Annotated in this window: 12 protein-coding genes; 7 read left to right on the forward strand and 5 right to left on the reverse strand. The window is 70.4% G+C overall.

The genetic code is table 11. The annotated features are described in order from the left end of the window. Positions 1-12: 12 nt before the first annotated feature. Both WMF39_RS28675 and WMF39_RS28680 read right to left on the reverse strand, forming a co-directional pair. Positions 13-4722, reverse strand: a complete 4710-nt coding sequence (locus WMF39_RS28675) for a DNRLRE domain-containing protein (protein ID WP_437739666.1) — start codon at positions 4720-4722, stop codon at positions 13-15. 223 nt (positions 4723-4945) lie between these two features. Continuing rightward, positions 4946-6106, reverse strand: a complete 1161-nt coding sequence (locus WMF39_RS28680) for a Kelch repeat-containing protein (protein ID WP_437739667.1) — start codon at positions 6104-6106, stop codon at positions 4946-4948. Between the two features lie 207 nt (positions 6107-6313). Here WMF39_RS28680 and WMF39_RS28685 point away from each other — a divergent pair, with 207 nt between their 5' ends. Further along, positions 6314-7834 (forward strand): choice-of-anchor L domain-containing protein, encoded by a 1521-nt coding sequence (locus WMF39_RS28685; protein WP_437739668.1) that lies wholly within the window; start codon positions 6314-6316, stop codon positions 7832-7834. Between the two features lie 199 nt (positions 7835-8033). On the opposite strand, the gene WMF39_RS28690 is transcribed toward WMF39_RS28685, so the two are convergent. Beyond that, the gene (locus tag WMF39_RS28690; RefSeq protein ID WP_437739669.1) at positions 8034-9701 is read right to left on the reverse strand and encodes a response regulator; all 1668 of its coding nucleotides are present in this window, start codon (positions 9699-9701) and stop codon (positions 8034-8036) included. A gap of 252 nt (positions 9702-9953) precedes the next feature. Continuing rightward, complete coding sequence (locus WMF39_RS28695; RefSeq protein WP_437739670.1) at positions 9954-10226, reverse strand: hypothetical protein; 273 nt, start codon at positions 10224-10226, stop codon at positions 9954-9956. A 253-nt stretch (positions 10227-10479) separates the two neighbouring features. On the opposite strand from WMF39_RS28695, the gene WMF39_RS28700 reads away from it, so the two are divergent. From WMF39_RS28700 to WMF39_RS28720, 5 genes are all read left to right on the forward strand, one after another. After that, positions 10480-11571: an AraC family transcriptional regulator gene (locus WMF39_RS28700; RefSeq protein WP_437739671.1), complete on the forward strand. Its 1092-nt coding sequence runs from the start codon at positions 10480-10482 to the stop codon at positions 11569-11571. A 125-nt stretch (positions 11572-11696) separates the two neighbouring features. Then, entirely contained in the window at positions 11697-12926 is a 1230-nt protein-coding gene (locus tag WMF39_RS28705) for an esterase/lipase family protein (RefSeq protein WP_437739672.1), read from the forward strand. Between the two features lie 48 nt (positions 12927-12974). Continuing rightward, positions 12975-14228 carry a 1-acyl-sn-glycerol-3-phosphate acyltransferase gene (locus WMF39_RS28710; protein ID WP_437739673.1) on the forward strand — a complete coding sequence of 418 codons (1254 nt, stop codon included), beginning with the start codon at positions 12975-12977 and terminating at the stop codon, positions 14226-14228. A 16-nt stretch (positions 14229-14244) separates the two neighbouring features. Further along, positions 14245-16707, forward strand: a complete 2463-nt coding sequence (locus WMF39_RS28715) for an AAA family ATPase (RefSeq protein ID WP_437739674.1) — start codon at positions 14245-14247, stop codon at positions 16705-16707. A 23-nt stretch (positions 16708-16730) separates the two neighbouring features. Beyond that, complete coding sequence (locus tag WMF39_RS28720; RefSeq protein ID WP_437739675.1) at positions 16731-17540, forward strand: mechanosensitive ion channel family protein; 810 nt, start codon at positions 16731-16733, stop codon at positions 17538-17540. Between the two features lie 169 nt (positions 17541-17709). On the opposite strand, the gene WMF39_RS28725 is transcribed toward WMF39_RS28720, so the two are convergent. Then, positions 17710-18267: a hypothetical protein gene (locus tag WMF39_RS28725; RefSeq protein WP_437739676.1), complete on the reverse strand. Its 558-nt coding sequence runs from the start codon at positions 18265-18267 to the stop codon at positions 17710-17712. Between the two features lie 285 nt (positions 18268-18552). On the opposite strand from WMF39_RS28725, the gene WMF39_RS28730 reads away from it, so the two are divergent. Then, positions 18553-22140, forward strand: coding sequence for a Kelch repeat-containing protein (locus WMF39_RS28730; protein ID WP_437739677.1), 3588 nt, complete (start codon positions 18553-18555; stop codon positions 22138-22140). The last annotated feature ends 6 nt before the right edge of the window (positions 22141-22146 follow it).

Below are 22146 nucleotides of genomic sequence, written 5' to 3' on the forward strand. Positions count from 1 at the left end.
CGGAAGCACCGGTCACGGGCTCGAGAAAAGCAGGGAGGCCGGCGCCCAGCGCCCGAGCGTCTCGAGTCCATCGAGGGTCGGCGCGGTCAGCGAGTCACCGATGGCGAACCGATTGCCGACGATCGTCGCGCCGTGGGCGCTGAACTTCGCGGCTCCGGCGTTATCCTCGAACGGCTCGAAGACCCCGCCCCCCACCAGCGCGCCGATCAGATAGCTCGTGTTGGCTTGCAGCGTGACCGGGCTCGCGAGCGTGTGGTAGCGATACGTCTCGACGAGCGGATCGGTGCTCAGCACCGTGGTCGACGCGAGGAGCGTGGTGCCCGTCGCGTCCCACAACCCGACCTGGAGACCGCCGCCGACGAAGCCGTCGGTGGCCGGTCCGGAGAGGCTGCCATCCTGTCCCCCGAGGGCGCTCACCGTCATGGCGCTGCTCCCCACCTGGAACAGGACGCCCTGGGTGTACGGGCCATCGGTCCGGTGGCTGGCCGGGGCGCCGCTGTCGCTGAAGAGCGCGGTCTGGCAGCCCGCACCGAAGCACCCGAACAGCGCGCTGGCCGGCGCCCAGCGTCCGAGCGTGCCGGTGCCATCGATGGTCGGCGCGGTCAGCGAATTGCCAACGGCGAACCGATTGCCGACGATCGTCACGCCGTGGGCGCTGAACTTCGCGGCTCCGATGTTGTCCTCGAACGGCTCGAAGGCGCCACCCACCAGCGCGCCGATGAGATAGCTGGTGTTCGGCTGGAGCGTGATGGGGCTCGCGAGAGCGTGGTAGCGGTACGTACCGACGAGCGGATCGGCGCTCAGCACCGTGGTCGACGCGAGGAGCGTGGTGCCCGTCGCGTCCCACAGTCCCACCTGGACGCCGCCGCCGGCGAAGCCGTCGGCGGCCGGTCCGGAGAGGCTGTCGTCCTGCGCCCCGAGGGCGCCGATCGTCACGGCGCTGCTCCCCACCTGGAACTGCGTGCCGATGGTGTACGGGCCATCGGTCCGGTGGTCGCCCGGGCCGCCGCCGTCGCTGAACATCCCGGCCTGGCAACCCGCGCCGGAGCACCCGAACAGCGCGCTGGCCGGCGCCCAGCGCCCGAGCGTCCCGGTGCCATCGATGGTCGGCGCGGTCAGCGAGCCGCCCGAGGCGAACCGATTGCCGACGATCGTCACGCCGTGGGCGCTGAACTTCGCGGCTCCGATGTTGTCCTCGAACGGCTCGAAGGCGCCACCCACCAGCGCGCCGATGAGATAGCTGGTGTTCGGCTGGAGCGTGATGGGGCTCGCGAGAGCGCGGTAGCGGTACGTACCGACGAGCGGATCGGCGCTCAGCACCGTGGTCGACGCGAGGAGCGTGGTGCCCGTCGCGTCCCACAGTCCCACCTGGACGCCGCCGCCGGCGAAGCCGTCGGCGGCCGGTCCGGAGAGGCTATCGTCCTGCGCCCCGAGGGCGCCGATCGTCACGGCGCTGCTCCCCACCTGGAACAGCATGCCGACGGTGCCCGGGCCATCGGTCCGGTGGCTGGCCGGGCCGCCGCCGTCGCTGAACATCCCCGTCGCGCAAGCGGTCGACGAGGGATTGGAGCACACCCCGGTCATCGGGTTGCAGGTGCCCGCGTCATGGCACGCGTCGGAGGGCGCGCAGACAACGCCGCTGCACAGGTCGGCGGGAGGGATCTGGCAGTTCGTCCCCGTGTAGCCGGACGGGCAGGCGCAGGTGTAGCTGCTCCCGCTCGAGGCGCAGGTGCCGCCGTTCTGGCAGGGCGCCGCGGTGCACGGGTTGGCGTTGCAAACCCCGCCCGCGCAGTTCCCGGTAACGCAGTCCGAGTTCGTGCTGCAGCCGCCTCCGACGACACATTGCGGGCACGTGCCGCCGCCGCAATCGTTGCCCGTCTCGGTGCCGTTCTTCGCCCCGTCCGTGCACGTCGGCGTCAAGCCGGAGAAGGCGGCCGGGACAGCGGTCTCACCGGAGCTGCCGCGCCCCCAGCAAGAGACGGTGCCCATCGAGGTCACGCCGCACGCGTGCTGTCGGCCCGTCGCGGCCTGGACGAACGTGGTAGGGGGCGGAGTCGCCTGACCATGGCTGTTGTCCCCCCAGCAGTGGAGGGTGCCGGTGGTCCTCAGAGCACATCCGTAAAGGTATCCCAGGCTGAGCTGGCCAAAAGAGTCGAGGGTGGGCGGGGTGGCCGCGTCCGCGTCGTTGTTGCCGGTGCAAGTGAGCTGGCCCGCGAAGAGGGTACACGTGGTCTGTCCGGAGCTCGTGGCGACCTGCGTGTAGGTCTGGGAGAAGGTTGTGGGGCTGTTCCCCCAGCAGACGGGCGTCTGGTCCGCTCGCAGGCCGCAAGCCCGGTAAACGCCCACCGAGACCTGCGTGAAGGTGCCCGGCGGCGGGCTGGCCTGGCCGTAATCGTACTGGAGGCCGTCGTTCTGGAGCCCCCAGCAAGCGAGGTCGCCGTTCGTCCGCACACCGCAGGTATACAGCTCGCCCGACGCGACATACGAGAAGGTGCCCGACGGCGGGCTGGCCTGGCCATAGGAGTTGTCGCCCCAGCAGCTGACCTGGCCGCTCGTGCCGATGGCGCAGCTATGCCAGCCTCCCGAGCTGATCTGGGTGAAGGTGCCGGCCGGCGCGCCGAGCTGGCCGAAGGTGTTGTCGCCCCAGCAAGAGAGGCTGGCGTCGTTCTTCACGACGCACGTGAAGTCGTTACCCGCGCTGACCTGGGTCACGGGACCGGGGCCCGCCTGCACCACGCAGCCCGGCCCGGGGCAGGCCACCGTGTAGCAGACGTCCAGCCTGGGCCGTACGCTCACGGTGGGCGCCTCGCTGCTCCAGAACGACGTGGCGCCGTAGTTCATATAGGTGGCGGACGTGTCGAGGATGTCCGCGTAGAGCGCGACGCCGTAGTTCGGGGTGTCCCCGATCGTCCAAAGCTGCGTCATCAGCGTGACGTCGGCGCGCGCAAAGCCTTTACCGTACTGCAGCGTCGCGCTGGGCTGGCGGTAGAGCTCAGGCCTGTTGCCGAAGGTAATCGTCGCCTCGTCCCACGGTCCGGCCGCCGCGTAGAACGTGCTCGCCTCGTAGGGGCTCAAGTTGTTCTCGACGAAGAGTTGGATGAACGCGGACGTGACGTTCGCGTACGTCGGGATCGAGCTCAGGTCCCACTGCACGTGCGGCAAGTACCTCGAAGTGCCCCCCGTACTTCCCGGTCCATAGAGGTTGCTCTGGGCCGCGATGCCGGCGACGAGCTGGGTGGGGGGGTCGTGGGGGGTCAGGTATCGGGCGGTGGCGTCGACGACGTTGCCTGAAAACCCCCGCTGGACGGTGACGCACGACGCCTGTGCGACAGCGGTCGGCGACTGCGTGACAACGAGCGTGCTGAAGTGGTCGATCGCGACCGTGAGCGTCTGCCGCGGGGGAGAGACCGAGCTGTCGAGGGTGAGGAACCCGTTGCGTCGCTCGCAGTTCAGGCCCGTGTCGTCGCAGAGCCACGCGCTCGGCGTGGTCGCCGTGAGCGGTACGGGGATCGTGAACAGCAGCCCCGGCGAGAACCGCGTGCCCGAGGGGCCGAACTGGTAGATCGGGAAGAGCACCGGATCCGCGGTGGGCAGCGACGAGGGGAGCAGCGACGGATCGCTTGTCGCCTGGAGCGTGATGGTGACGGGAGCCGCCGATGTGGCGCCGCCGACCTGCACGGCTGTCTCGGGGGCGATCTGGAGGACCGCGCCGCCGAGCGTGATCGTCTGCGCGACGAACGCGCCCGGGACGGCGTCTTGCGCGACGAAGCAGGAGCCCGTGGCGCAGTCGCCCATGTGCTGGTCGCAGACCAGCGGCGTGCCGTTGCAGCTCGTGCCGCCGCAGACATCGGGGCCGACGACGTGCGCGCACGCGCCACCCTGGCAAGTGTCCACCGTGCAAGGGTCCCCGTCGTCGGTGCAGGCGGCGCCGTCCGGCACCGCCGCGGGGATCACGCACACACCGGTCCTCGAATCGCAGCCCCCTGGCTCGCACTCGTTCGTGCTGGTGGGGCAGGGCGCGGCGCAGAGGCAGGTGTAGCCTTGCGCGTCGTCGACGCAGGTGCTGCCCTCCCCCACGCAGGGGTTCGAATCGCAGTGCTTGACGGCGAAGGCGTCGATCTCGCAGTTCACGCCCGTGTACCCGTGCGCGCAGGAGCACGTGTACGTGGAGCTGGGGGGCGCGCCCGGCGTGCAGACGCCGCCGTTCTGGCAGGGGTTGGGCTCGCAGGGGAGCGAAGGGCTGTCGCAGTCGGCGCCTGTGAACCCCGGCGGGCACTGGGTCTCGCAGCGCTCGCCGCCCCAGCCCGCGTCACACCCGCAGACGCCGTTCGTGCACGACGAGTTGCCGCAGCAAGGGAGCGTCCCGTCGCAGGACGCGTTCGCGGGCAGGCAGCCGTCGCCGCTACAGCTCGGGTTGCCCACGGCGATGTAGTCGTGGAGGTGGCCTACGTGTTCGAGGATGCAGGCGTCCTTGCTGGCCTGGAGGATGGTGTAGGGGTGGCTCCCCGAGCCGGCATGGTGGCAAATCTGGACCTTGCCGTTGACTGCCAAGAGCGTGCACAGCAAGCCGACGAGGGGCTGCTCCGCCGCGCCGACGTGCTCGGAGTCCGATTCGTCGGGTATGTCCGTGCTGGAGCACCCGATACCGAGGAACGTGAAGCAGCTCAGGCCGAGCAGCGCGACCATCGCGCCGAGCCTGCGAAGAGAGGTGACATGCGTCATGACGCTTCTCCTTTGGCGGGACGCGCGGTCGCGATCCGCGGGTCGCCCGCCGGGAGCGGCACCCTGCGTCAGCTCGTCCAAGGGAGCGACCTGGATCGTGATCCAGCTTTCGGAGATGCACGCTCTCGTGGTAACCTGAGGAGGTCTCCCTGAGGCACCGCCTCATTTTTCCCTCCTTCCGGCGCGGCTCGTCCACGCGTGAGCCCACCGGGCTCGCTCGCGATCAGCCGCCGCAGTCGAGGGGAATCGTCAATCTCCACATGTCGTTGAGCAGCACCGGCGCGAACTCCGCTGTCGCTCCCCCGAAGATGTAGAGCTCGTAGGCCGTGGCGGTCTTGCGAGTGAAGTAGAACTGGCCGAACCTCGGCGCCGGCGCCGGCCCCGTCATCGCGGTGTCCACGCGCGTCCAGGCCCCTGTGTGGAGATCGAAGTACCAGAGATCGGACAGGGTTGTACCGTCGAACTGGCTGCCCCCGAAGAGCCAGATACGGCCCTCGTGCTCATCGGCGATCAGCTTCGCGTTGTCGCGGTGGCCCGGCCCGCCGGCCTCGTCGAAGACGAGCTGATCCCAGGTCTCCGTGTCGATGTCGAACATCCAGAGGTCGCCGAGGTAGTTCTCCGGCGTGAACAGGCCGGTCCCGTTCACCGCGTCGTTCGTGTATCCGCCGTAGACGAGCAGGGCGTTCCAGCCCTCGGAGTAGATGAGCGGATGGTGGGCGCGAGCGCGCGGGGCGGGCGAGCCGGTCGCGACCTGCTTCCAGCCGTTCTTGTAGCAGACCAGGTCGTGCTGGAGTCCGTCAGGACGATTGATGAAGGCCGGCATCGTCGACGACGAGCCCGAGAAGGCGTACGCGACGGTCTTGTGCTTCCCCTTCTTGCGCACGGCGACCGCCTCCGTGGAGCGGTTGGCGCGCCCGATCTCGGCCGCGCTCTGCGAGATCTGCGTCCACCCGTGCGCCGGATCGAACCTGAACGTGTCCTGGTGCGTGAGGTCGAGCCCGCGCCGGAAAGGACCTCTCCCGCCGGAGACGATCAGCGCGTCCTCCTCGGCGACGCACCACATCATCGACTCGGCCCTGGCGGACGGCCCGCCCGGGTACTGGCCGAGGTCGTACCAGGTCTGCGTGTCGACGTCGAAGGCGCTGAAAGCGGCCACGGCCTCGTCATCCGGGTAGGTCCCGTTCAACCCGCCGAAGATGTAGAATAGGCCCTCGTGATAGGCGCTCGCGCCGTCCCAGATGGCGTCGGGGACATCGCCGCCCTGCGCAATCTCGGTCCAGTAGGGCAAGCCCGACTGGGCGGCGCCCGGGCGGATCCCGGCGAACGAGAGCAAGAGAGAGAAAGAAGCGATGAGAACGATCCGAAGCTGAACGCTGCGTGTCATCCGAGCGACCTCCTTGTTCCAGGCAACGGCGGGCTCGCTGGAGCAGATCGCCGGCAGACCTTCACGTTACCACGAGAGCCTGCACTTCCGAAAGCTGGATCACGATCCAGGTCGCGACCTCGGACGTGCCGGCGCAGGGTGCCGCTCCCGGCCATTCCGGGTGTAGGTCTCTAGGTTGAGACCACGAATCCACCTACGGAGAACATGATGAGAAATCTCGCAGCTACCTGCGCAGCGCTGTTGTGCCTCGTTCACGGGGGAAGCGCGTTCGGCCTCACCATAGGGACAACCAATGACGCCGCCACGCTGACCTCCGCCCTGGTGGCGTCCGGGAGCGCGATCAGCGTGACGTCCGTGAGCTATAGCGGCGCGGCGACCGCCTCAGGTACGTACTCCGAGGGGCCGCTCGGCATCGCGGACGGCGCGATCTTGACGTCCGGGGGCGCGTCGCTCGCCCTGCCTCCGGGCCCGCCCTTCAAGGTCAGTCAGGAAAATAACCTGCCCGGCGATCCGCTCTGCAACGCGCTGATCCCGGGCGTCCCGAGCCAGGACGCCGCGAAGCTGACGATCAACTTCGATCTCGCGCCGGGCTTCAGCGGGATCTCGTTCCAGTCCATCTTCGGATCGGAGGAGTACCCGCAGTTCGTGGGCGGCGCGTTCGCGGACGTCTACGGCGTCTACCTCGACGGGGTGCAGATCGTCTTCGACCAGAACAACGCCCCCATCACCATCAACGGCCCGTTCTTCAGCGGCGGGAGCGTGGTCGTGGGCCCGGCGACCGAGACCGCGTACGACGGATCGACGGGCCTGCTCACCACGCAGGCGCTCGCGGCGCCCGGCGCGCACGTGCTGGAGATCGTGATCTGCGACGGCGGCGATTACTCCTTCGACAGCGGGGTGTTCCTCGGTGGGCTGGGCGGCTGCGTCGGCGCTTGCACCGGTACGGTCGCCTGCGGAGACATCGACGGTGACGCCGACGGCTACAGCTCATGCATCGACTGCGACGACGCGAACCCGTCCGCGAACCCCGGGGAGCAGGAGGCCTGCGACGGCGTGGACAACGACTGCGACAGCGCGATCGACGAGGACAACGTCTGCTGCGTCGACGCCGATGCCGACGACGTCTGCGACCCGGTCGATAACTGCGTCGGCGTCGCCAACCCGGATCAGGCCGAGGACGACGCCGACGGGCTGGGCAACGCCTGCGACAACTGCCCGAGCACCGCCAACGCGAGCCAACTGGACGCGGACAGCGACGGCGTGGGTGACGTCTGCGACAACTGCCAGACCACCTCCAACGCGAGCCAGCTGGACGCGGACAGCGACGGCGTGGGCGACGTCTGTGACAGTTGCCAGGGCGTGCCCGGCGCCCAGACCGACTCCGACGGCGACGGCCTCGGCGACATCTGCGACAGCTGCCCGGCCGATGTGGACAACGACGCGGACGGCGACGCGGTCTGCGGTGACGTGGACCTCTGCGCCGGCACCGTGCTCCCGGAGGGCGTCCCCACCGTGAAGCTCGGCGTGAACAGGTTCGCCGATATCGACGGCGACGGCGTGTTCGACACGGTGTCGTCGAACGGAACCGGCCCCGGCAGGACCTACACGGTCGAGGACACGGGCGGGTGCAGCTGCGAGCAGATCATCGATGAGCTCGGCCTCGGCCAAGGGCACGTGAACCACGGCTGCAGCATCAGCGCCATGGACGACTGGCTCAACACGCACTGATCAACACGCACTGAACGAGCCCCCACCCGGGCGCGCGGCCACTTCATCGACGGCCTCACGGCGGATCAGGCTGCGGCGTGCAGGGCCGAGGTCCTGAACTTCGCGGCGTCCCAGAACGTCACCTGCAACTGAGCCTCCAGCTCCCACGCGAGAGGCGCGCCGCCCTCCCCGGGCGGCGCGCGCGGGAAGAGAGGCTCGCCTACCCCCCGCCTTCCCCCGTGCCCCGCTCATGCCTCGCGAACAGGCTCGCCAGCTCGGCGGCAGACGCCACCCCGAGCTTCTCCATCCCCTCCGACCGGTAGAGCCGCACGGCCGACATGGAGATCCCGAGCTCCGTCGCGATCTGCTTGTTCAGCATCCCCCGCGCCACCCGCTCGCACACCTCGCGCTGGCGCGGCGAGAGCGCCGCGAGCCGGGCGGCGAGCGCCTCCACCTCGGCCCGCGCCGCCCGCGCCTCCGCATCGAGGGCCAGGGCGCGCGCCACGGCGGCGAGCAGCGCCTCCGCGTCGAGGGGCTCGGCGAGGAAGTCCACGGCGCCCGCCTTCATCGCCTCCACGGCCACCGTCACGTCCCCGTCGTCGCTGGTGAAGACCACGGGGAGCGCGCACCCTTCCTCGCGCAGGAGGGCCCTCACCTCCAGGCCGTTCAGATCGGGGAGCTGGACGTCGAGCACCACGCAGCCCGACACCACCGCGCGCGCGGCCTCCAGCAAGGCGAGCGACGACGCGAACGCCTGCACCACGTGCCCCGCCTCCTGGAGCAGCCCGGCCGCGGCCCCGCGCCAGCAGGGATCCCGGTGCACCAGGAAGACGGTCGCCGCCTCCGCTCCTCGCGGGGACGGGCTCGTCGCCCTGGGCCGCGGGCTCGGCGGCGCCTCGGCCGCGAGGAGCCCGCGCCGCCTCGTCTCGGCCGGGGTCTCGCCGAACTCCGCTGCATAGGCGGCGCCGAAACGCTCCACGCGCAGGTAGCCGGCAGCGTGGGCCACGCTCGCGGCCGTCTCGCCCGGCTCGGCCAGGAGCAGGCGATCCCGCGCCAGGAGCAGGCGCCTCTTGCGGAGGAAGTCCCACGGGGTGGCGCCCCGATAGGCAAAGGCCCCGTCGATCGAGGCCATGCTCGCGCCCGCGAGCGTTGTCAGATCGGCGGTGCCGATCGGGCCCTCCGCGTGGGCGTCGAGGTACTCCTCGACGAGCCGCACCACGCTCCGGCTCGACGGCGGCGCTGCCTTCTCCAGGAGGTGGGCGTGATCGTGGGGCTGCCCGAAGAGCAGCGCGCGCGCCACCGCCTCGCCGAGGCTGGCCATCACCACGGGGTGGCCGAGGGCTCGCCCTGCCCGCTCGGTCTCCGTGGAGAGGAAGCGGCAGAGTCGTGCCAGGAAGGTCCCGGGGCCGTCGGTGGTGGGCATCGACAGCGAGAAAGCAAGGGGCCCGCGGATGGCCACGCCGGTGAGCGCCTCGAGCTGCGCCTCGAGATAGCGGGCGTCGACGCGGAGGTTCATGGGGCGGGCCGGGCCCTCCACGCTCCACTCGGACCGGACCCCCGGCGAGAACACGGCGGCGCTCCGGCCAGGGGCGATCTCCGCCGCTTCCCCCGACGAGGCCGCCGGCACCGAGCCGCCGGTCGCCATGCTGACGGTGTAGCCCGAGCTCACGCCGCGCAGGCACATGCCGGAGGCGAAGGCGCCCGAGAAGAGGGAGACCGGCCCCATGTCGACGGGGGTGGCACGCCACTCGAAACGGTGACCGCGGCCGACGGTGTCGGCGGTGAGGTCGCCGTAGATCGTCGCGAGGAGCACGCGGGCCGCCTCCAGATCGCGCGTATCGATGAGCGGAGGGCGTTCGAGCCCCTGGCGAGCGGATCGGTTATGCATGGAGGTCTCGGGCAGGCTGTAAGGGGAGAAACGGACTCAGCATAGCGGATCAAGAGACCGCACCTCACACGCGCCCCCCTCCGAGGCTGGGATCCTCGTCTCGCGCTCCGGATCGGGCGTGCGTGCTCCTGCCGCTCGCAAATGGCGGGCCGTCCGCGTGGGAGGTCGCGGACGCCGACCAGGACCACTGCACGAGCTCGATGGTGCGGGGGCTCAGCAGCTCGGCCGGCTGCGGCGCCCTCGCCGCCTTGTTCACGACGTCGGGCGCGCCTTCACGAGGTCGAGGCTCGCGCTCCGCAGTTGAGGCCTGCAGGCAGCAGCAGCAGCGCGCCGGTTGATCCATCTCCGCAGCGCCTCGACGAGCGTCGGATACGTGACCAGGGTCGAGAGCTCGATACCGAGCTCGACCATTATCTTCGCCACGCTCGGACGTATCCCCGAGACAAGCCCCTTGCAGCCGACGAGCTCCACGCTGCGCATGATCTTGAAAAGGTGCTGCGCGGTCGCCGGTTCGACAACGTCCACCGCTTGATTGCCGGCGGGTGACGTGCTCGAGCAATTGCTCGAGCAGCGATCTCGGCGGATCGGAAGAGAGCGCCTTCACACCGTTCGGGTACGTCCTCGAAACGTCCTGGATCCTCAGTTCCATGTGTGCACCTCGCATGGCGAGACCTGATGTTACCCGGTCAAGGGTGCCGGGGAAACCACCCGCTGCACGGCGGAGGGGCTGAGCTTCGCAATTGTCGTCGAGCGCCGTTTCACGCGAGATTCGGCGGCTATGACTCGCACCAAATTCAATCCGGGTCTCGACCAACAACCAACGATCCACCGCGATCCGGAGCCTGCTCGGGGGGCCGATCACGCGGCGGCGCCGCCCCTCTCGGTCTCGCGAACCCGTCTCAGCACCTCCGATCCCGACGAGTTGGCCCCCGCCCTTGCCCGCCTCTGCCCGGGAGTGACGCTCCGGCCTTTGAAAGGAACCGCTTTCAGGTGCGAGCTCGGTATCGCCACGGTCGGTCCCGTGAGCTTCGTGACGACAGACTGGACCCTCGGCGGTCGGATGGACGCGGCCACCCTGCACGATCGTTACGTGCTGGGGCTCGCCGGGGAGGGCAGCCGCGACACCGAGGTGGAGGTCAGGCGCCAGCGCCTTTCGATGGCCCATGGCAAGCGGGCCATCCTGCTCGTCCCAGAATGGCCCGTGAAGATCCAGATACCGGCGGGCGGAAGCGGGCGAAGCCTCACCGTCCTGCGATCTGCGCTCGAGGCGCACTTCGCCATGCTCACGGGCCACGCGCCGCCCGAGGCGATCCTGTTCGAGCCCGACCTGGATCTCACCGGCGGCGGCGGCGCGACGCTCCAGGGGATCGCGCGCTTGCTCCGGGAGGAGCTCGAGCGCCCGGCGCTCTCGCCCTTCGTTCGCTCCCAGTTCTGCGATGTGCTGCTCACCGCGCTCGTGACCATCCCTCGCCACGCGGGCTCCCATCTGCTCGAGCTCGCGCCCCCGCGTGTCGCTCCGGCGGTCGTGCGTCGGGCCGAGGAGTACATCGCCATGCACGCGGGCGAAGCGGTCACGCTGGCGGACGTCGTCGCCGCCGCGGGGGCGCCGGCCCGCTCGCTCCAGGCGGCGTTCCGCGCGGCGCGCGGCGTCACGCCGATGGGGTTCCTGAAGATCCGGCGGCTCGAGCTTGCGCGACAGATGCTCCTCGCCGCCCTGCCCGAGACGACCGTGGCCGACGTCGCCGGCGCGATGGGCTTCCGCAGCGCGGGGCGGTTCAGCGTCGACTACAGGAAGCACTTCCGCGAGAGCCCATCCGAGACGCTCTCGCGCCGCCGGCCGACCGGACGACGACGCGGCGGCGCGCGCTGATCAAAAAACGCAAGCTGATCGAAAAGCGCAACGATGATGCGCCGCGTCTGTGATGACGATTGCAGCATTACAAGAACGCGGGTATCCGGAGTTCGGCACTCGGGCCTGATCACAGCAGGAACACGATGACCCAGATCTATCTTCTGCCAGGCTTCATGGGTTTTCAGTCGTTCGGCGAGCTCGCCTATTTCAGGCGTGTGCCGAAGATGCTCGTGGAGCTCCTGGGGGAGCTCGGCCACGACAGGATTGAAGTCCACGAGTGCCCCACGATCCCGACCGGATCCATCGCTCGCAGGGCGCAGCAAGCGCTCGAGTTCATCGCGGCGCACGGCGGGGAACAGGCCGAGAGCATCCACATCGTCGGCCACTCGACCGGTGGGCTCGACGCGCGGCTCCTCGCGACGCCGGGCGCGAGGCTCGTGCCGGGTCGCCTCGAGGAGCGGATTGGCCGGCGCATCAGCTCCATCGTCACGATGTCGACGCCCCATTACGGGAGCCCGATAGCGTACCTGCTCGGGAGCCTGCCGTTCCGGAGGGCGTTCGAGATGCTCGGGCTCCTCGGCAAGCCCCATGGCAGGAAGGGCTTCCGGGCGCTGGCGCGCGTCATCGAGCTGGTGGCGCGCGCCGACGACTGGACGGGCCGGACCGATACGTTCCTCGACACCATCGTCCACAAGATGCTGAAGCGGACCGGCAAGAACGCCGATGATCTGATGTTCAAATTCCTGAGCGAGCTCTCGAATGATCAGGGTGCGTCCATCCAGCTCACGATGGAGGCCATGCACCTGTTCAACGCCGCCGTCGCGGACCGCCCGGAGACGCACTACAGCTCGATCATCTGCGTAGCGCCGCCGCCGAGCTCGTTCCCGTTCCGTCCGGCCGATTTCTTCTCGCCGGTGCGGGCCGTCTCCATCTTCGCGTTCTGGGCCCTGTACCGCGTCACCTCGGCGGTCCCCAGACAATACCCCTGCACTGCGCTGGACATCGAGACGCTCAACCTCAACGAGCACTCCGCCCCCATCGAGATCACGAAGACATCGAACGACGGCGTGGTCCCGTGCCAGAGCCAGGCTTATGGAAAGGTGCTGGACATCGTGCTCGGCGACCACCTCGACGTCGTCGGGCACTTTCCGTACTCGGGCGGTGATCGCCACGCCGACTGGCTCCCGTGCGGCGCGGGTTTCGACGAGGAGCAGTTCCGTCGCGTGTGGTCCCTGGTCGCCCGCGAGATCGCGGGCAACATTCCGGTGAAGCGGCGGGCGGCGCCCCCCCTCGGAGCGCCGGCGCGCGCGAGCAAGACCTCGCCGCTCAAGAACGGGAAGTCGAAGTCGAAGCTCATCTCCACCGCCAGCTGACATCTTCTTGAAGTGGGCCCCGAGGGGTCCTTCGGCCCTGGAGCCGCCATGCTGAACGATCCCGATTCCCTCGAGAACCGCGATCCCCGGTTCATCAAGAGGATGACGAGCATCCTCGACAGCACGATAGCGCCTTATCATCGGACCGAGGTCCGCGGGCTCTCGCGGATCCCCCGCCAGGACGGGCTCATCTACGTCGGCAATCACAACGGCTATCCGTACATGTCCGACTTCTGGCTGTTCACGGCCGCGCTCTTCAATGAATACGGGATAAGCCGGTTTCCGTACGTGCTCGCGCACAAGCTGACGATCAGGCTGCCGCTGTTGAACCAGATCTTCACCAAGTACGGCTGCGTCCGCGCGTCCGGGCAATGCGCGGCGCGCGTGCTGGAGCGTGGGCACCCGCTGCTCTTGTATCCGGGCGCCGAGGTGGAGCTCATGCGCCCGCACCGGGAGAGGACGCGCCTTCGCTTCAACGGGCGCACCTCTCATATCCGGCTGGCCATGAAATACGGCGTGCCGATCGTGCCTGTGGTGTCCGTCGGCAGCCATTCGACGGCCATGATCCTCGACGATCTGCCCTGGCTGGCGGACGCGATCGGGGCCAAGAGCAAGCTCGGCATCAACGCGTGGCCCCTCATGCTGAGCATCCCCTGGGGCCTGACGCTCGGGCCGTTCATCCCGCCCTACATCCCGTGGCCTTCCAAGATCCTCATCGAGCTCCTGGAGCCGATGGTGTGGGCGCCGCAGGGCGCGGGCCCGGAGAGCGAGAGCCACATCGCCGCGTGTGCGGCCCAGGTCGAGCAGGCGATCGTGAGCGCGCTCGCCCGCCTGGAAGCCGAACGAATGACCCAGGAGCGCCCCCCGCTCGAGGTGGTGAAGGGCGCCGTCATGAAGGCTCTCTCATGGATCGAAGGGCACATCGACGAGCTGTCTCGCTGGCTCGTCGGGGCGGGCACGCGCCTGCTGGGGCTCTCCGGCAGGGGCGAGGCGCAGAGCGCCGCCCCCTCGGACCTCGTGAAGGTCGCCTCCCAGCTCGCCCAGGATGTGCGGCACGACGTGGACCTCCTCCGCGAGATGCAGCGGCGCTCGGAGCGCAATGCCGTCGCCGTGTCGCCTCGGACGACCGCGACCCGAGCGGCGCGGAGGCCGCGGTTCACCGAGCGCGAGATCCACGAGATCCTCGCGCAGGCGAGCAAGGGCAAGAGCGTGCACAACATGTGTGATGAGCTCGGCATCTCGGCGAGCACGTTTTATCGCTGGCGGTCGCAGCACACGGGGCGCCTCGCGGAGATCCGATAAGCCGAGCGGTCTCGATATGGTCTTTCCCACGCTGGCGCGCGAGCGCGAAGGGATCACGCGCAGGGCGCGGGGCGCCGCTGCGGCCGCGCTCCTCGCGGTGGCCCTGGGCTATCCGCCGGGCGGCACCCCGGCGGCCGCCGTCACGCCTGACGCGGCGGCTGCCGCGACGGCGGACGGGGGCGCGCCGTGCCGAGACGCTGCCGCCGGCGCGCGGCGGGGGCGGGTCGAGCAGCTCGTCGTCGCGGCGCGGCTGAGCCCACACAAGAGCGCGGAGGCCGGCGCGCAGCTCGGGCAGGTGATGGGCGAGCTGCGCGCGCTGCAGCCGGACATCGAGGCGGACTTCCGCGAGGCGGCCACGCCGCCCGGCGTCGAGCGGCTCACCTGCGCGCTCGAGGATGAGGAGCAGCTCGATGCCGCGCGGGTGCTGCTCCTGTCGCGGCTGCCCGACGGCATGCGCGAGGAGGCGCTCGGCCCGGGCCGCGCCGGCGTCGATCAGCTCCGCGCGGAGCTCTTTCGCATCGGCGCGCGGGCGCGGTGGTACCGGCTCCACCGCGACAGCGCCGTCGAGGAGAGCCGCGCGGCGCTCAGCGACCCGTTCGTCGTCGCCGCGCTCGCGTACCGCGCCGCCCTCGTCGTCGCGGTGATCGCGCTCGCCGTGATCGTGACCCGGCGAAGGCGCCGCTGGATGGACGCCGCCTGGCCCGTGATCCTGCGCGTGGTCCGCAGGGCGCGCGCGCAGCGCATCCTCGAGAGCGCGCGCTCGATCCTCGCGATGTTCTCCGGCTCGCTCCTCCTGCTCGCCACGATCTGGGGGGTACACCGGGCGCTCGGGCCGGACGCCGCCGCCGTCCGGGAGGTCGAGCTCGCCTACGGGATATTGCTCTGGTACGCGCTCTACCGCCTCGCGCTGGCGGCCATGCACGGCTGGATCGCGCGGAGACCGAGCGACCTCGGAGCGCCGATCGGCGAGGCGACCAGCGGCAAGGTCCTCCGGTCGCTCCGGGCGGTCGGGCGGTTCGCGCTGGCGGTCGGCCTCCTCGTCGGCGCCGTCGAGGCGGCGACCGGGAGGGGCTACCTCTACAACACCGCCCTCCGCGCCGCCTCGCTCGGGGCGCTCCTCCTCGGCTGGGTCCTGATCCGCTGGTGGCGCGACGACATCAGCGACGCGTACCTCCGCCGGCACGACGAGGGAACGCTCGCCAGCGCGGTACGGAAGACGCGCGTCCGGTGGTATGGCTTCTTCGTCGCCGTCGTGGCGCTCCTGGCCCTCGTGCTCGCGAGGATGGGCCGCGCCGGCCGCCGCGTCTTGCTCGGCTTCGACCTGACGCACCGGGTCCTCGCGTTCATCTTCCGCAAGCGCCTCGAGCGCCGCACCGACTCCGCGCACCCGGACGGCCTCGCCCGGGAGCTCCCGCAGGATGTGCTAGCGCACCTGTCCGAAGAGCCTCTCCTGGATCCGACGACAGGGCTCGATCACTACGCCGGCCTCGATCGCTTCAAGGCATCGCTCGCCGCGTGGAAGGACAGCCGCCGCATCGGCTCGCTGCTGCTGGTCGGCGGCGCCGGCTCGGGGAAGACGACGTGGCTCGTGGCGGCCGAGCGCGAGGCGCCGGTCCCGGTCGTCCGCGTCGCGCTCGACAGGCGGCAGCTCACCGCCGCCGACGTCATCGCCACGCTCGGGAATGCGCTCGACGCGCCCCCCGAGGCGCGCACCGGCGTCGAGGCGTTCACCGCGTGGCTCCGCCTCGAGCCGCGCCGGCTGCTCGTCCTCGACGACCTGGAGCACCTGTTCCTCCGCGGGCTGGAGGCGTGGGGCGCCTGGGAGGCGTTCCTGGAGATCGTCGAGCGCTCGGCGCCCAGCATCTTCTGGCTGTGCGCGATCGCCGAGCACCCCTACCGCTACCTCGTCTTCGCGCGCGGCGGAGCCACGGTCTTCCGGACGATCGTGCACCTCGCGCCCTGGTCCGAGCAGCGGCTCGCCGAGCTCCTCACCGCCCGCACCCGGGCGAGCGGCTACAGCGTCTCGTACGAGGACCTCGTGATGGACGACGACGAGTCCACGGATCGCGTGCAGCGCGAGCTCAGGACCGAGCGCGATTTCGCGCGGCTGCTCTGGGACTACGCGAAGGGTTGTCCGCGGGTCGCGCTCCACTTCTGGCAGCGATCGCTGCTGGTCGACGACGCGCACGGCGAGCGGCGCCTCCGCGTCCGCCTCTTCCGCACGCCGGACGAGGACGAGCTGGAGTCGCTCAGCGAGGTGGAGCGCTTCGTGCTCGCGAGCGTGGTCTGGCACGATAGCCTCACGACCGACGAGGCGGCGCGCTCGCTCGGCGTCGACGCGCTCCCGTGCCAGGACGCGCTGGCGAAGATGGTCGAGCTCGGCATCATCGACGATCTGCGCGGCCGGCACCGCGTCACGACCCGATGGCAGCGCGCCGTCAGCAACTATCTCGTGCGGAAGCACCTGATTCAGCCGTGAGACCGTGAGAAAGGACGACCACCGTGGATTCGGACGTGGACGTGCCCGACGGTGCCAAGCTCATCGAGACCATCCAGGTCAGCGGCGTCATCACTGGCCTCGTCATCCTCAGCATCACGTGGTTCGCGGTCCGGCTGATCACGGCCGCGCTCGAGCGCAGCGGCACCCGCTTCGCGCACCGGCGGCTGCTGCTCAACCAGATCGCGACCCTCCTCCGGTTCTTCCTTTACATCGGTGGTATCGCGATCGCCATCGGCGCCTCGATCAACCTCTCCCGGGAGGTGATCCTGGCCCTGACCGGGACGGTTGCGGTCACCATCGGCTTCGCGCTGAAGGATCTCGCTGCGTCGGTCCTCGCCGGCGTGACGCTCATCGTCGATCGCCCCTTCCAGGTCGGCGATCGGGTCAAGTTCGACGCGTTCTATGGCGAGGTCACGTCGATGGGTCTGCGCTCCGTGCGCATCATCACCCTCGACAACCACGTCGTCACGATACCGAACAACAAGTTCCTGACCGAGGCGGTCGCGTCGGCCAACCACGGGCGGCTCGACATGCTGATCCCGGTGGAGTTCTTCATCAGCTCCGCGCAGGACATCGCGATCGCCAGGCGCATCGTCGAGGAGTGCATCACCAGCAACCGCTACGTGTTCCTCGGCAAGCCATGGTGCGTGGTCACGAGCCAGATCCTGAGCGAGGTCGCCACGGTGCGCCTGGTCGCCAAGGCCTACGTGCTCGACGTGAAGTACGAGGCGGAGTACGCGACCACCCTGACAGAGCGGGTGCTCGCGGCGTTCCGCGAAAAGCACATCGTCCTCCCCGGCGAGCCCGGGTGAGGAGGGAACCGGCGCCGCGACGAGCGCTGGAGGCGAATGCGGCCCCCGCGGGCCGCTTGTACGCCGCACGCCGCCGACCACGCTCAGCGCTCTCGCTGCCACGCAGGCGGAGCCGACGGCGATGCACGCGACGATCGGTCGCTGAACCGGGCCAGTCTGACACGCGGAACTAGCCACAGCCGCCTTCGGTGTCCTCGCCGCCGCCGGCGCCCCCGCCGCCTTCATTGCCCCCGCCGCTCCCGTCGCTCTGGTCACTGCAGCTGACCACCCACAACCCGGTCGGTCCGTCGCAAGTGGCACTCACTGTGCCACACGCGCGCTTATAACTGCACGGCCCCACGCTGTAATAGGCACTGCAGTCCGTTCCGTTCTCAGGCTCTAGACTGGGACACGCGGTGCAGTGCTCGACCCACACGCCGTCGGTGCAGGTGACGCTGCAGGGGGAGCAGGCGTAGTCGCAAAGCTGGCCCTCGACTGCGCAGCGCGCTCCCGGCGGAGCGCCCCCTCCTGAGAAATCACACTCGACGGGGGTGTCGCCACCGGTCGAGGCGCTGGACGACGTGGTGTCCTCGGGCGTGCCGCCGGCGCCGCTCGATACGCTGGAGGACAGGGTCTCGTCGGGCGTGCCGCCCCCCGAACCGCCGCCGGAAGGCTGCTCGACCGCGTCGGAGCAAGCGAACACAGGAAGGAGCGCGAGGGGAATGAGCCATCGGATAAAGGTCTTCATGCCGCCCCCTCAGCAATGGATGTGCCAGTGCAAATCGCGGATTTCCAAGCGTGAGACGATGAGATTGCGCCAGGGTGAGCCGTTTGCTGCCGTATCGACGGCACATCGGGCGGCGTGCCTGGCGACGTCGGGTCGTGTCACGGCGGCGGCGGCGGTTCCACCTCCTCGGGCGCTGGCGGCGACGGTGCTGGCTCGCCGCCCGCCCTTCCGCTCCAGGAGCGCGTCCTCGACGCCCTGAATCTTCGCGCCACCGCGAGCAACAGAAGGCAGCGGAGGACATCAGGAATGCGATCGATCGGAAGGCTCGGGAGCGCCGCGGCCTGCGGGTTCGTCATGCTGTGCGCGGGCGTCGCGTCGGCAGCCAGCGCGCCGTCCTGGGAGAGCGTGCCGCCGATGATCACCCCGCGGGGCGAGCACACGGCCACGGTGCTCAAGGACGGCAGGGTGCTCGTCGTGGGTGGATACCCGGAGCTGGACGGACCGCCCTACACGACGAGAGAGGCGATGAGCCTCAAGGCGGTCGAGATCTACGACCCGGCGACCGGGACATGGTCGCTCGCGGCGCCGCTCCTCCAGGCCCGCAGCGGACACGCGGCCATCCTTCTGCCAGACGGCCATGTCCTCGTGGCCGGCGGCAGGATGATGAACGCACAGGCGCAGGGGACCTCCCTGTCTTCGGCCGAGATCTACGACCCGATGACCGACACCTGGACGCCCGCGGGGTCGTTGTCGATAGCCCACCCCGCGCCCTCGATGATGCTCGCCGGCGGCAGGCCGGTGCTCGTCGGGCTGGCCTGGCAAGACGTCTACGACGAGTTCGATGGCCAGTTCGTGCTGCACTATTACCAGAACGCAGCCATCTACGACCCGGGGTCGCGCGGCTGGACGGACCTTCCGCACTGCGACGCCGTGGACCGGTGGGTGAGGCTGCCTTACAGGCCCCAGCCTGTGAGCGCGACCCTGCTCCACGACGGCCGCGTGATGGTGGCCGGAGGCGGCTGCAGCCTCTATGACCTGGAGACCCAGCTCTGGACCTGGGAGCAGGGGGCCGTGAAGCCGACGACCGAATATGCGTATCCCGGCGCGACGACGCTCCCGGGCGGCGGGGTCCTCGTCGTCGGAGGCACCTTCCCCGCCGGCCCGGACCCGGAGATTCACGCCTTCTCGCAGCTCTACCTGCCGCAGGACGACCGCTGGGAGCCGACCCCCGGACCGTACGCTCCGGCATCGAGCCCATGCGGGGGGGACTCCTCGGGTATCCAGGGGATGCGCACCTCGGTGCTCCCGAGCGGAAAGGTGCTGTTGACCGGAGGCGTGGAGCCCTGCAGGCCCGCGGGCTCGTCAGCGTCCGTCTTTCCCTTCTATGGGACCCAGGCGCTCTTCGATGAGGCGGCCCTCTCCTGGTCGAGCCTCGACCTGGCGCCGCCCGTGACCATGGCGCGCGCCTACCATTCCTCGACGCGGCTCAACGACGGCAGCGTGCTGATCGCCGGCGGCTACGTCGACGCCACGACCGCCACGGCGTCTGCCGTGCTCTTCCGCGAGCGCTCGCCGCTCGGCGAGGCCTGCGACGCCGACAGCGACTGCGGGAGCGGCTTCTGCGCGGACTCGGTCTGCTGCGACGCGACCTGCGCCGGCCCCTGCGATGCCTGCGCGGCCGCCTCGGGCGCATCGCAGGACGGCGTCTGCACCCCCCTCACCGGCATCACCTGCGACGACACGGACGCGTGCGTCGTCGGGGGTCTTTGCGAGGCGGGCGCGTGCGTCGGCGGCGCGGCCGCGCCGGACGGGACCCCATGCAGCGACGGCGACGTGTGCTCCGCGGCGAGCGCTTGCGTGGGCGGCGCCTGCGTGGGGTCGAGCCTCGCAGTGTGCCTGCCAGTCGATGACTGTCATGAAGCGCCGGTGTGCGACCCCGCGGCCGGGTGCGCGGCGCCCGCGTCCGCGAAGCCAGACGGTGCGCACTGCGATTTCCCGGGCTCCGCCGAGGGCTGGCAGGCGACGGGGCGGATGGGCGTCCTCCTCAACCGGCCTGCGGCCACGCTGCTCCAGGATGGGACGCTCCTCATGATCGGGTACGGCCAGACAGGCAATCCGCCGCGGTGGAACGATGTCTGGCTCCGCTACGACCCGAGCACGGGCTCGTGGCAGCCCCCCGAGAAGTTGGACGTGCCGAGGCGCCCGTCGAGGCTCGTATCGCTTCCTGACGGGACGGTCCTGGGGATCGCCGATAGCGTGCTCCGGCGCCCCTCGCAGACGGTGCGATTCGATCCTGCGACGCGCGTGTGGGCGCCGGCCGCGCCCACCATCGTGTCGCGTCAGATGAACACCGCGACGGTCACGCCGCTCGCGGACGGCCGGGTGCTCGTCGCCAGCGGCGACGGCAACGTCGACGGCGGCGGAGAGAAGGTCGAGATCTACGACTCCGTCACGGACACGTGGACCCTGGCAGCGCCCATGAACGTTCCGCGAAGCCACGCCAGGGCGACGTTGCTGCAGGACGGCAGGGTCCTCGTCACCGGCGGTGACAGGCAGTCCCAGAGGATGAGCGCGGAGATCTACGACGCGGCGACCAACACGTGGACGCGCGTCGCCTCGATGCGCTGGAGTCGCAGCTCGCACGAGGCGACGCTGCTCCTGGACGGCCGGGTGCTCGTCCTCGGGGGACGAGGAAGCGGCGGAGACGACATGAAGGCGGGCGAGATCTACGATCCGGCGAGCGACACCTGGACCTCGACGGGAGAGATGGTCGAGCTACGGGAGTACCCCAGCGCGGCGCTCCTCGCCGATGGCAGGGTCCTGGTGATGGGCCTCCCGTCCCCCTCCGGAGCCAACGACGGTGCCTTCGCCGCCGAGCTCTACGACCCAGCGAGCGACACCTGGACGCTCGCGCCGGCGCTGGACGTGAGGCATCAAAGTGCCGTGATGGAGCGGCTCCACGACGGCCGTATCCTGATCGCCGGCGGCGGTACGACGTATCAACGTCTCGACAATGCGTGGCTCTATGTCCCAGCGCAGCCGGCGTCGCCCGGGATGTGCCAGAGCGGCGCCTGCGTGCCGGGCGGAGGCGGGGGCGAGAGCGCTGGCGCGGGGGGCGGCAGCGACGGCGCCGGCGGCAGCACCACGGGCGAAGGCGGCGGGGCCGTGAGCGGCAGCGGCGGCGCAGGCGCCACGGCCGCGGGCGGCCACGGCAGCGGCGGCGACGCCAGCAGCGGCGGCGACACCAGCGGTGGTATCGGCGGTAGCGCCAGCAGCGGTGTCGGCGGTCATCCGGACGGCGGCGGCGGCGATGCCAGCAGTGGCGTGGGTGGCAATCCAGGCGCCGGCGGCGGCGACGTTGGCAGTGGCATCGGTGGCGATCCAAGCGGCGGGGGCGACGGGGGCGCTGGCGGCGACGACGGCGCTGGCTCAGCCACCTCCTCCTCGGGCGCTGGCGGCGCCGGCGGCGACGCAGCTGGCTCGGCCACCTCCTCCTCGGGCGCTGGCGGCGCCGGCGGCGACGCCGCTTCGAGCACCTCCGCTTCGTCCGCCAGTGCCGGCGGCGGAGGCGGAGGCTCGTCCAGCGCTACCGCTGCGAGCTCTTCCTCCGGCGCGAGCTCTTCCTCCGGCGCTGGCAGCTCAGGCGACGCCGGGATCGCCGGCGCTGGCAGCGCCTCCTCTTCCGGCGCCGACGTTGACAGCCCCGACCGCAGCAGCAGCGGGTGCAGCACGAACGGCGACCCGACGCCGGCGGGCACGGCGGCCAGCTCCGCGTGGCTCGGCGCCCTCGGCCTGCTCTGCTGGTCGCGGCGCCGGCCCCTGAAGGGGAAAAGACATCCTCCGAGTCCACGCCGCCCGCCATTCCGCTCCGGGAGCGCGACCCGCACGCCCTGAATCTTC

Origin of the sequence: Sorangium sp. So ce1504, assembly GCF_051521635.1 — a bacterium.
Classification (GTDB): Bacteria; Myxococcota_A; Polyangia; order Polyangiales; family Polyangiaceae; genus Sorangium; species Sorangium cellulosum_B.